Genomic DNA, 11,137 nt, shown 5'->3' with positions numbered 1-11,137 from the left:
ATAGCAAGAATGAATATTACTTCTCCTTTATCTATTATGGGTGATGGAGAGTTGTTGGCACGTGTGTTTGAAAATCTTCTGATTAATGCAAATCGCTATGGATATGAGGGGCAGTATGTAGATATCAACGGCTTCATTGATTCAAAGGAAGTAGTTATTCAAGTTATAAATTATGGGGATGCCATTCCTCAAGATGAACTGCCTCATATTTTTGATATGCTTTATACTGGTGACAAAGCACGAACTCATCAAGAGAATAGCAAAGGTCTTAGTTTATTCATTGCGAAGAATATAGTAGAGCAACACAATGGGACGATTACTGCTGAAAGTAATTTAATACGCACTATATTTGAGGTCCGTTTACCAATGGAGGATTCCCAAAGAGATTAAGTATAAAATCCAAGTAAAAAATTTAAGGAAAATTTAATATTTACCCCACTTTTTATTTTAAAAGTTTTTCCTATACTATAAACAAGTTAAGTTAAGGAGGGAACTAAAAATGAAAAAGTGGGGACTTTTATTGCCCTTTGCATTATTCATAGTTTTTATTTTTAATATATTACCGATATCTCAAGATAAAGTAGATATTCAAGGAGAGATTCAAAAATATGAACAAAATGATAAAGATACATCGGATGATAAAATGGCAGCTGAAAATATCCAAAAGATTGAGCTTACGGAAGAACAGATCTATCAAGGGAATCTACTCTTGATCAACAATGAACATCCTGTTCACCAAAAGAGTATAAAATCAGATGTCATAAATTTATTTACGCACAAAGAATTGACAAAGGGGTATGGGTTACTTGATAGCGAAATTAAATTGTCAGAAGAAATAGCTGAAAAATTTTCTGAGATGATAGCTGATGCTGAAAAAGATGGGGTTTGTCACTTTTTAATTAGCAGTGGTTTTCGAGACTTAGAAGAGCAAAGCAGACTTTACGAAGAAATGGGTTCTGATTATGCTTTGCCAGCAGGTCATAGCGAACACAATTTAGGATTAGCACTTGATGTGGGATCTACTCAAATGGAGATGGATAAAGCGCCTGAAGGAAAGTGGATAGAAAAAAAATCTTGGGAATACGGCTTTATATTACGCTATCCCTTGGATAAAACGGATGTTACAGGAATTCAATATGAACCTTGGCATATTCGCTATGTCGGCTTGTCTCACAGTGCGATTATGCAGGAAATGAATTTAACTTTGGAAGAATATTTGGATTATTTAAAAGAAGAAAAGAGCATTTCTGTTAGTGTTTATGGGAAAAAATATACAATTTCATATTATCCCATTTCTCAAAATGAGACAATTGAAGTTGAAGTACCAGCGAATGAACAGTATGAAATATCTGGTAATAATATAGATGGAGTGATTGTGACCACATTTTCTTGAATTAGGTTCTAAAATGATAAACTCATAGGTTTAAATGTAAAGTTAGGAGACGTATTCTATATGCTTACAGTTTTGTATACTTATTTTTGTACTATTATTTTTTGTATTGTGTTTCAAATTAGATTTTTATTAAAGGCGTTAAAAATTAAGAAAACATTAAGAATTGTATTAACTTATTCTTGAGTTTTTGTTGATATTATAATCATATCAAACATTAAATCTTGATTCAACAAGGAGGATTATTGTGTTACTATTTCAGTATTTAGTTGTCTATATTCGTATATGTATTATGTATGTTATTCACACTGATTTTTTAATTAACATTATTCGCATATCTATTTTATGTATTGTATTTCAAATAGGATTTTATCTAAGGGCTAAGAAGAAGGAAGGAGGAGGCGTTTCCCGCAAGCATTTTCTAGGGGTATTTATTTTTTTAGTGTATCTGGCAGCTGTTTATGGCGTAACAGGTATAGGAACAATTTGGGATGTGCAACGGTTTGTTACCGCATCTACATCTGGATTTGATAGAATTTATTTAGTTCCATTCTCTAGTTCTCCTGAGTCAATGATGCCGTATGTTTTAAATATTATAATGACGATACCATTAGGATTCTTGTTACCATTGATTTGGAAACAATTTCGAACAATTAAAAAGGTTGCCTTGTCGGGCTTTTTGTTATCCTTAAGTATTGAATTAAGTCAATTGTTCACTCAAAGTCGAACCACAACGACAGATGATTTAATTATGAACACCCTAGGAGCTATTATCGGATATTTCATCTTTAAAGCATTCTTTCACATCATCTTGAAAAAAAATAGCACCGAAAAAGATGAAATAATATCATCTTCAGTTGTCATCAAACACGAAGCAATCTTTTATTTAGTATTATCATTTTTGGGGATGTTTTTATTTGCTATTTAGGGCTTTTCGCTATCAATAATACTTGACAAAAAATAAAGTCAATATAGTATAAATGACAGACTACAATCGAATGGGAGTAGGACATATAGTCTTAGGAACTTGGTATTATCAATGTTTCTAAGGCTTTTTCTTTGCTTGTAATACCAAGTTGATAACAGTTTGAAAATAAAGATAGGTTTTAAACTTAATTTAGAGGGATTTTTCTACCGCGCTTTCGCTTGCTGGACTTGCAAAAAACTTCAAAAGGAGACCTTCTGAAGTTCTTTACAAGTAATAGATTAAAATTTTAAAATGCTATGATAATTATTTTGTATTCAACTAACTACTATCTTTGGTTCAATTTGGTTCAAATGATATCCTTAAAAGTCTATTTTTATCCCTTTCTCTCCATTTTGAAAGGGGAAAGTTATTGATATAAAGGGATTTTTGAGGATAGGTGTTTATAGTTTTTAGTAAGGCATTTCTCAAAACTTTAATATTAAAGAATTATTAACTCAAATCATATATGAATTTGAGCTTGTGTTTAAAAAACAAAAAAATAGATATTAACTTAAAGGGTGATGACGCTGTAATTTTTGCTGTAAAAGAAGATATAAGAACTATTCTTGTGAATTTAATAGATAATGGAATAAATATAGTGAAGACGGGCGAATAAATATTCAGTGCAAATGTGAAAATAATATTTATATAATTATAGAAAATAAATGCCTTCCTATTCCGAAGGAAATTAAAGAAAATTTATTAGAATCTTTTACTAAGTATAATTATGGAGACCATGCCCAAATAAGTTCTAGATTGGGTCTATTTATATGCAGAGAATTAGCAGAAAAGAATAATGGATATATAACTTATAAGGTAGATGAGGGAAAAATTTACTTTATGATAGAATTACCTTTTAAAAATACATATATGGCGGAAAAATAACGGGTAATAACAACATACATGGATTTAATAAAAAGAGTAGTGAAAGAAAATATAAAAATAGACTTAATACTGCAAATGTAGGATTAAGTCTATTTCATTTCGATTATTACTTAGAAAAAATCTTTACGAAGCGTTTTCTATAAATAAAAGCTCATAATAATAAGTTTCCCTTTTTTACTCATTTTATGTATACCTTCATCAATGTAGCCACATTTTTTATATAGTGATTATGCAGCTGTATTTTTATATTTACTGCTAATACAATTTCACTGATATATGGATAGTTTTTTCGTACAAATTCAGGTAATAACAACAATGATTTCTTAGCATATCCTTTTCATTGATGATGATAATTAGTTGAAAATGCTCGTAATATCATAGCATTTGAATTTTTAGAATAAGGTTTTACACCAATTGTGCATTTTGTATTGTGAATTGTGAATTGAAAAACTCAAGGGTGTAGTTATATTGGGCTATACATATAAACCTACTTGTTCATCCAAAATTAGTAGGTTTATTTCTCAACTTATAATAAAATAGAAATTAGTAAATAGATAATTACCTTAAATTTATTATAAAAAATATTAATTTTAGGGGTGAAAATATGAAGCTGTTATATGGTACATCTAATCCAGCAAAATTAGCACATATGAAAAAAGTCCTTGAAGGATTAGATATTGAAATTATAGGATTAAAGGATATTAATTTAAAGTTTGATGAAGTAGATGAAAGTGGTAATGAGCCACTAGAAAATGCTAGGATTAAAGCTCTTGCATATTATAAGACTTATAAAAGTCCAGTATTTTCTTGTGACTCAGGACTGTACATAGAAGGATTAAGTAAAGAAAATCAACCTGGAGTGCATGTTAGAAGAGTGAATGGAAGAAGTTTAAATGATGAAGAGATGATAGATTACTATAGCTCCTTAGCTAAAAAGTTAGGAGGACAAGCAAAGGCAAGATATAAAAACGGTATATGTCTAATGATGGATGATAAAAACATATTTGAATATGATGGAGAAGATATAGGAACAGGAAGTTTTATAATATCTTCAAAACCTCATAAAAAAAGAAATGAGGGATTCCCTTTAGATTCACTTTCAGTAGATATAGAAAGCAATATGTATTATATTGATATGGAGAATAATAAGAAAAGTAAAGATGATGATATTCAGAATAAAGGATTTAGAGAATTTTTTAAGAGAACAGCATTAAAGTATGCTGAATATTAATTTTAATGTTAGCATTACTTTATTCAATTCACAACTTAAACCAATGCAAAATGCAAAATTCACAATGCACAATTAAGGATGAAATTATTTTTTAGCAAAATAATTTCTTGAATAGACTTTCAACTAGCAATTGTATTGCTAGTCAGTATGTGGCGAACACTGTTCGCCGCTACAATTAATAAATTTTGAATTTCTTAGCAATTGCTGAGAAATATCCATAATTGTGAATTGTGAATTAGAAAAAGAAGTTCAACGAACTCTTTTTTTATTTCAGATGACTTATTTATTATAAGTTTAGTATAGCGGTTTTAATGTCATCTTCAATATCTGCTATGGTTTTAAGTGTATCAGCTACATCATCTAAGTAATTTAATGTTGCTAGGGTTTGGCATTTGCCAAATAATCTAGATTGTTTTTCTTTTAGTGTTGATATTATACCGTTTCGATTATTAAAATATTTTGCGAAATCTTGTGCTCTTCTAGCTGCCAATGGAAATGCAAAATATATTAAATGAGACATTTCTCGATTCGTAATTTTTCTATTTTTAAACTCATTTGCTTTTATATTTATTGCTTCTTTTCCAAAAGGCATTTTAGATTTTTCCATTGCCTTTTGTTGAGTTATATATATGGTTTTGAAATTATTAATTGCTCTTAAAAAAATCTCATCTTCACTTAGATTTAATTCTTTTTTAGGAGAAAACCAGTAATGATAAGGCCCTTTTTTACAGTGTATCTTATCAGCTTTCCAAGCTAGATCTAATTGACTTAAAGATAATGATACAAAAGGGTAACCATGTGGATCATGCAATAATATTTCATCGTTATCCATTTGTAAGGCTAAAACATAATGATCAGATCCACTTAGATATTTATGATTTGGTAAATATGTCAAGAGTCCCATATCTAAAGGTCCTAACATAGCCGGATAAATAGATAGAACTTTTAAAAATTCTTCTAAGGGAAGTTTATCTCCATAATTGCTAACTCTTTCATTTATACTGAAACCTAATGAATGAAATGCTGCATTAATTGCTACATCTGGACTAATTATAGAGTTATCAAAAAACAGTAAATCATCTTCAATAGAAGCACCTAATGAAAATCCTGTAAGCACTTCTATTAAAGAAGGACTTACATCTTCACCTATTGTAGATAATAGCATAGAAGCAGAGTTAGAATAGCAATATGAGCCATTTCCTCTATATGAAATCATGTAATTAATCCTCTCAATCAATATATTATTTTCCCACTAATACAAACACATTCTTATCTGGAGCTTCTAATACTGCAACATGACCAGATTCAGTTTTAAAAGGTTCTCTAATCCAATTTACATTAGGATTTTTACTTAAGTTATTGTATGCCTCTATAACATCATCTACATATATTTCAATATCTGTTACATTGATATCAGCATTATTTTGAATAACAAGCTCTGAGCTATTTTCTTCAGGAAACTTTAATCCAATTAATGTCCAAAGTTTACCATCATCTAGCTTTCTTTCAATTTTCCAATTTTCTTTTAAACCTAAAGTAACTCGTTGTGCTAGTTAATCATTAGCAATATTTACAAATAGAAAAACTCTAGCATTTTTGCTAATCTATCATCAAAAGAACCAACAATCAATGATAGGAGGAAAGCAATATGCTAGAGCTTAATAAAAATTCTACCATAACAATAAACAACTTAAAAGATTTTATTACTGTCATTTATGTTATAATTGATGATATTTACCAAAAAGTAACTCCAGCATACATAAAGTATCGCCGCAACATTGATAAAGCAATAATGTCAGATAGTGAAATTATAACTCTATCCTTAGTGGGTGAACTTTTAACTATTGATTCTGAAAAAGCATGGTTTGGATTTTCTCGAAAAAATCTAAGAGATTTATTTCCTAAATTTTGTACTAGAACAAGATTTCATAGAACTAGAAAATCTCTTTTTAAAGTAGTTGAAGTTATTCGTAAGGAACTAACAAGTTTCCTTAACTATCAACATGATCAGGTTAGAATCATAGATAGTATGCCTATACCAGTATGCGCTTTTGGTAGGGCACACTTTCACAGATCTTTTAAGCCGGAGGCTGCCTACGGTAAATGTGCTTCCAAGAAACAAACTTACTATGGGTTTAAATTACATGCTATCATAGCTCTAGATGGATATATATCAGATTTCATCTTAACTCCAGCTGATACAGACGATAGAGTCGCAATATGGGACTTAACAGCTACCGCTCCATTTACAACAGTTATTGGAGATAAAGGTTATATTGGAGAAAGCCTAGCTTTACATTTGAAATCTGAAAATCACATAAACCTAGTAACTATAAAGCGTACTAACTCTAAAGTTAAAGTTTCAAAACAGTTCAGGAGAATGATTTTTAAAGCTCGTCGAAGAGTTGAAACTTCTTTTTCTCAGCTTTCTGGACAATTAAATATCCAAAGAGTTTTAGCAAAATCTATGTGGGGACTAGTTTCTAGAATAACAAATAAAATTTTAGCCTATAATCTTTGTTTTTTCATAAATAAAATCTTAAATATTAATCCTAATATTGCAAAAATCAAGGATTTAATATTTGGATAAAACTTTTTAAAAGAACATTTTAAATTCTTAGGATTACTATGCCAATGTACTATGGAATAATAATCCTATTAATGAAAAATTATCTTTTAGCACAACAGGTTAAAGTAATATAAAAATAAACAGAACTTTTAATATCAGAAGTATAAAGAGACACGCATTCTAATTTTTTAAACATAATTTAACCCCCTAAATAATAATTTTTTTATTATCAATATAAATGTAACATGTATTTATGACATCTATTGACGTATTTATTATAAGAAGACTATAATGAGTAAAAAACATATTCTAGGAGCTAAAATTATGAATAAATCTAAACGATTAGTAGATTTAATAATTGTTATTAATAGAAAACAAAACTTTACAGCAAAGGAATTAGCAGAGGAATTTGGAGTTTCAATACGTACAATACAAAGAGATTTAAAAGATTTAGAAGATCTAGGAGTTCCACTATATACAGAGCTTGGACCTAAAGGAGGATATAGATTATTAAATAAAAAGATATTGCCTCCTATAGCATTTACGGAAAATGAGGCTATAGCAATATTTTTTGCTTATCAATCTCTTCAAAATTATGAATCACTACCTTTTGAAGATGATACTATATCTGCATTAAATAAGTTTTATAATTATCTTCCAGATAATACGAAAGATAAAATTGATGTGATGAGGAACCGAGTTTTATTTTGGGTACCAAGAAGAAGTGAAAAGAATTCCTATTTAAAATTTATTTTAGAAGCAGTAATTCAAAGAAGTGTTTTATCAATTAAATATGAATCTATGAGTGGGATTAGCTATAGAGAGATTTTACCTATTGGTATATATTCGCATAATGGCTATTGGTACTGCCCAGCCTTTTGTTTAAAGAAACAATCTTACAGATTATTTCGAGTTGACTATATTAAATCAGCAAGCATAAATGAAGAGGCAATTATAGAAAACTCTATTAGCAATATAACTTTAAAAGATTGGTTTGAACCATCAAAGCCTAAAGAAACTCTAAGGTTAAAAGTAAGACTTTCTAAAAAAGGAGTTAGAAAGTGTCAGTTAGAACCATGGATGGATAAAAAAATAAAGACTAATGATGATGGTACTGGGAGTATTGATACAACTATAGATATAAGGGATACAGAATATTATGCAGATTTTTTATTAGGTGTAGGTACAGATGTAATTGTTGAATCACCTAAAGAAGTAGTAGATTTAATTTTAGATAAGATAGATAAAATAAAAAATAATTATAGGTAAAGTTAAAAACAATTATAGGTAAAGTTAAATAATACACAATTCATAATTAAAGTTGGAATTAGTTTTGTAGCGGCGAACAGCGTTCGCCGCTACAGTTAATTAATTTTAAATTTCTCAGTTTCCACTGAGAAATATCCATAATTGTGAATTGTGCATCGTGAATTGTAAATTGAATAAAGTTGTGAATTATGACTAAATACATTCTTCTTCTTCAGTTATTTTATCTTTTAAATTAATAATATTATTTTGCCACTTACCTTTTTTATAAGTTATAAATCCAAGGATATCTGCTAAAATCCATCCAATAGGTATGGACCACCAGATACCTTTTTGTCCAATATATGAAATAGAAGAAAGAGAGTATGCCATTAGTACACGGGTACCAAGAGATACTATTGTTAATACTACAGACATTGTAAGATTACCTACCCCTCTAAAGAAACCATAGAACATAAAAAGAAAGCCAATTAACATATAAAATACTCCAACTACAGATATATACTCAATACCAGTTTCTATTACTTTTACTTCACTTGAGTCAACGAATATTTTCATGAGATATTCGGATGACATTAAAATTAAAATAGATGAAATAATGCAGAAAACAATAATTATTTTAACAGCAGATTTTACTCCTTCATGTACTCTTTCTTTTTTACCTGCTCCTACGTTTTGAGCTACATAAGTTGAAAAGGCATTACCAAAATCTTGAACAGGGAGATATGCAAGTGAATCAACTTTTCCAGCAGCAGTAAAAGCTGCTATTACATCTGCGCCGAATGTATTAACAAGACCTTGCACAGCTACCATACCTATAGACATAATAGACTGTTGTATAGAAGTTAAGAAACTATACTTCGCTATAACTGGAAAAATTGTACGATCAAATACAAATTCTTTTTTCTTCATTCTTAGTATAGGAACTTTTGAAAAAGCGTATATTAAACTTAAAATTGAGGCAACAGCTTGAGCTATAACGGTAGCATATGCAACCCCTGCAACGCCCATTTTAAAATTTAAAACAAATACAAGATCTAATACAATATTAATAATAGAGGCGATAATTAAAAAATATAAGGATGTTTTTGAATCACCTAATGCTCTTAGCAGTGATGCTGATGCATTATATAAAAACGTAAATATTAATCCAGCAAAAACAATCTGAAGATAAGAAGTAGAGTCTTCTAATATTTCAGCTGGAGTTTTGATCAACATTAAAAGAGGTTTTGTAAATAAAAATGTTAAAATTGATAAAAGTACAGTAAATATAAACATAAAAATAAAAGATGTTGAAACTACACGTTTTAACCCTTCATAGTCTTCAGCACCAAAATATTGAGAAATGACAATAGAACTTCCCATACATAATCCAATTATTAATAAAGTAATAAAGTTCATAAGGGAAAAAGATGAACCAACAGCAGCAAGGGCATTTTTACCTACAAATCTGCCAACTACAATAGAATCAACCATATTATATACTTGCTGAAATATATTTCCAATAAGCATTGGAAAGGCAAAGTTTAATATAAGTTTTGTTGGACTTCCTTTTTTCATATCCATTACCATAGTGAGCATACTCCTTTATTTTGAAATAATATTTATAAATAAAAAGTTTTAGTTATAAATTAAAGATTATAACTAAAGTTCTTTAGTAGAGGTTTTACTATTATATAAAGAGAGCTATTTCTTTTATATAATTTTATTTGTTAAGTTTATAAGGTAATGCAATAAGCAAAATCGTATTCAAATACCAAATTTATGGTAACATATAAATGAGTATATGGAAAATATTATTTTTATTTGAATTGTATATGTTTCTCATATACAAAATGGGAGATATGATTATGGATATTAGACAATTAAGGTATTTCATTGCTATTGCTGAAGAAAAACAAATTACTGCTGCTGCTAAAAAACTTCACATGACTCAACCTCCTTTAAGCCAGCAACTAAGTGCTATGGAGGAGGAGGTTGGGGTTAAGTTGGTTAGTAAAAGCGGAAAATTTCTTGAGCTCACTGATGCTGGAAAAGCACTTTACAAGAATGCTTTAAATATAGTAAATCTTATGGAAGAATCTAATATTGAGATTAAAGAAATAGGGAGTGGTGTAAGAGGCAAATTACTAATTGGTGTAAACACACTATCATATTATAAATTATCTACTTTACTTAGTATTTTTCAAGAGAGATACCCTTATGTATCTTATAAAATTCAACAAAATGAATCGGGACAACTATGCAAGCTGTTGAAAGAACGAGCTATTGAATTAGCTATTGTTAGAATGCCAGTCGAGTTAAAAGATTTTTCTGTTTTTCATTTTAAATCAGAAAAATTTTGTTTTGTAACGTCAAGTAAAATAATACTACCTTCGCAAAAGATATCTTATGAACAAATACAGAAGTATCCACTCATAGTACCTAGTACTGAAGGATTAGGGCTATATAATATGATTTTAGAACCATTTTTACATCGTGATTTGAATGTAAATATAATATGTGAATGCTCGGACATATTAGTTTTATTAGAATTAGTATCCTCAGGTTTTGGTACAACTATTATTCCTGAAGCGGTACTTAAAATACATAAAGGATACGATGTAAGGATATATGAAATTGATGATGATAATTTTATTGCACAATCAGGCTTAATTTGGTTAAAAGATCATTATTTATCCAAGACATCTGAAAACTTTATTAAGCTTTTAAAGGAGATGCATTCTGACAATATATAGAATCAATGAAAAATTTCATCAATGGAGAATTGAAAATTGACAATTGATAATTTAGGTGGAAATTAGTTTTAATTAAACTAATTTCTTTAAT

11 protein-coding genes are annotated in these 11,137 nt (G+C 29.0%); 9 read left to right on the top strand and 2 right to left on the bottom strand.

The window, feature by feature from the left end; genetic code table 11:
* The 6 genes from ACY1IQ_RS17045 to ACY1IQ_RS17020 form a co-directional block, all read left to right on the top strand.
* Nucleotides 1-390, top strand: a 390-nt coding sequence (locus tag ACY1IQ_RS17045) for a sensor histidine kinase (protein ID WP_461615099.1), incomplete at its 5' end; no start/stop codon positions are given.
* Nucleotides 391-499: 109 nt separating this feature from the next.
* Nucleotides 500-1,393, top strand: a complete 894-nt coding sequence (vanY, locus tag ACY1IQ_RS17040; protein WP_461615098.1) for a VanY-A/VanY-F/VanY-M family D-Ala-D-Ala carboxypeptidase — start codon at nucleotides 500-502, stop codon at nucleotides 1,391-1,393.
* Nucleotides 1,394-1,682: 289 nt separating this feature from the next.
* Nucleotides 1,683-2,318, top strand: coding sequence for a VanZ family protein (locus ACY1IQ_RS17035; RefSeq protein ID WP_461615101.1), 636 nt, complete (start codon nucleotides 1,683-1,685; stop codon nucleotides 2,316-2,318).
* Nucleotides 2,319-2,823: 505 nt separating this feature from the next.
* The gene (locus ACY1IQ_RS17030; RefSeq protein ID WP_461615097.1) at nucleotides 2,824-2,973 is read left to right on the top strand and encodes a hypothetical protein; all 150 of its coding nucleotides are present in this window, start codon (nucleotides 2,824-2,826) and stop codon (nucleotides 2,971-2,973) included.
* Nucleotides 2,970-3,242, top strand: coding sequence for an ATP-binding protein (locus ACY1IQ_RS17025; RefSeq protein WP_461615100.1), 273 nt, complete (start codon nucleotides 2,970-2,972; stop codon nucleotides 3,240-3,242). The genes ACY1IQ_RS17030 and ACY1IQ_RS17025 overlap by 4 nt, the downstream gene beginning before the upstream one ends.
* A gap of 604 nt (nucleotides 3,243-3,846) precedes the next feature.
* Entirely contained in the window at nucleotides 3,847-4,473 is a 627-nt protein-coding gene (locus ACY1IQ_RS17020; protein ID WP_461615096.1) for a non-canonical purine NTP pyrophosphatase, read from the top strand.
* Nucleotides 4,474-4,759: 286 nt separating this feature from the next.
* On the opposite strand, the gene ACY1IQ_RS17015 is transcribed toward ACY1IQ_RS17020, so the two are convergent.
* Entirely contained in the window at nucleotides 4,760-5,689 is a 930-nt protein-coding gene (locus ACY1IQ_RS17015) for a hypothetical protein (RefSeq protein WP_461615095.1), read from the bottom strand.
* A gap of 432 nt (nucleotides 5,690-6,121) precedes the next feature.
* On the opposite strand from ACY1IQ_RS17015, the gene ACY1IQ_RS17010 reads away from it, so the two are divergent.
* Both ACY1IQ_RS17010 and ACY1IQ_RS17005 read left to right on the top strand, forming a co-directional pair.
* Entirely contained in the window at nucleotides 6,122-7,063 is a 942-nt protein-coding gene (locus tag ACY1IQ_RS17010; RefSeq protein ID WP_461615094.1) for an IS982 family transposase, read from the top strand.
* 303 nt (nucleotides 7,064-7,366) lie between these two features.
* Nucleotides 7,367-8,311: a helix-turn-helix transcriptional regulator gene (locus ACY1IQ_RS17005; RefSeq protein ID WP_461615093.1), complete on the top strand. Its 945-nt coding sequence runs from the start codon at nucleotides 7,367-7,369 to the stop codon at nucleotides 8,309-8,311.
* Between the two features lie 192 nt (nucleotides 8,312-8,503).
* Here the strand turns inward: ACY1IQ_RS17005 and ACY1IQ_RS17000 are convergent, their stop codons facing one another.
* The gene (locus ACY1IQ_RS17000) at nucleotides 8,504-9,889 is read right to left on the bottom strand and encodes an MATE family efflux transporter (protein ID WP_461615092.1); all 1,386 of its coding nucleotides are present in this window, start codon (nucleotides 9,887-9,889) and stop codon (nucleotides 8,504-8,506) included.
* Between the two features lie 269 nt (nucleotides 9,890-10,158).
* On the opposite strand from ACY1IQ_RS17000, the gene ACY1IQ_RS16995 reads away from it, so the two are divergent.
* Nucleotides 10,159-11,046 carry a LysR family transcriptional regulator gene (locus ACY1IQ_RS16995; RefSeq protein ID WP_461615091.1) on the top strand — a complete coding sequence of 296 codons (888 nt, stop codon included), beginning with the start codon at nucleotides 10,159-10,161 and terminating at the stop codon, nucleotides 11,044-11,046.
* The last annotated feature ends 91 nt before the right edge of the window (nucleotides 11,047-11,137 follow it).

It is taken from the genome of Clostridium sp. Marseille-QA1073 (assembly GCF_054863625.1).
Note: the sequence above shows the minus strand (reverse complement) of the source record. Positions and strands in the feature narration are given on the sequence as shown.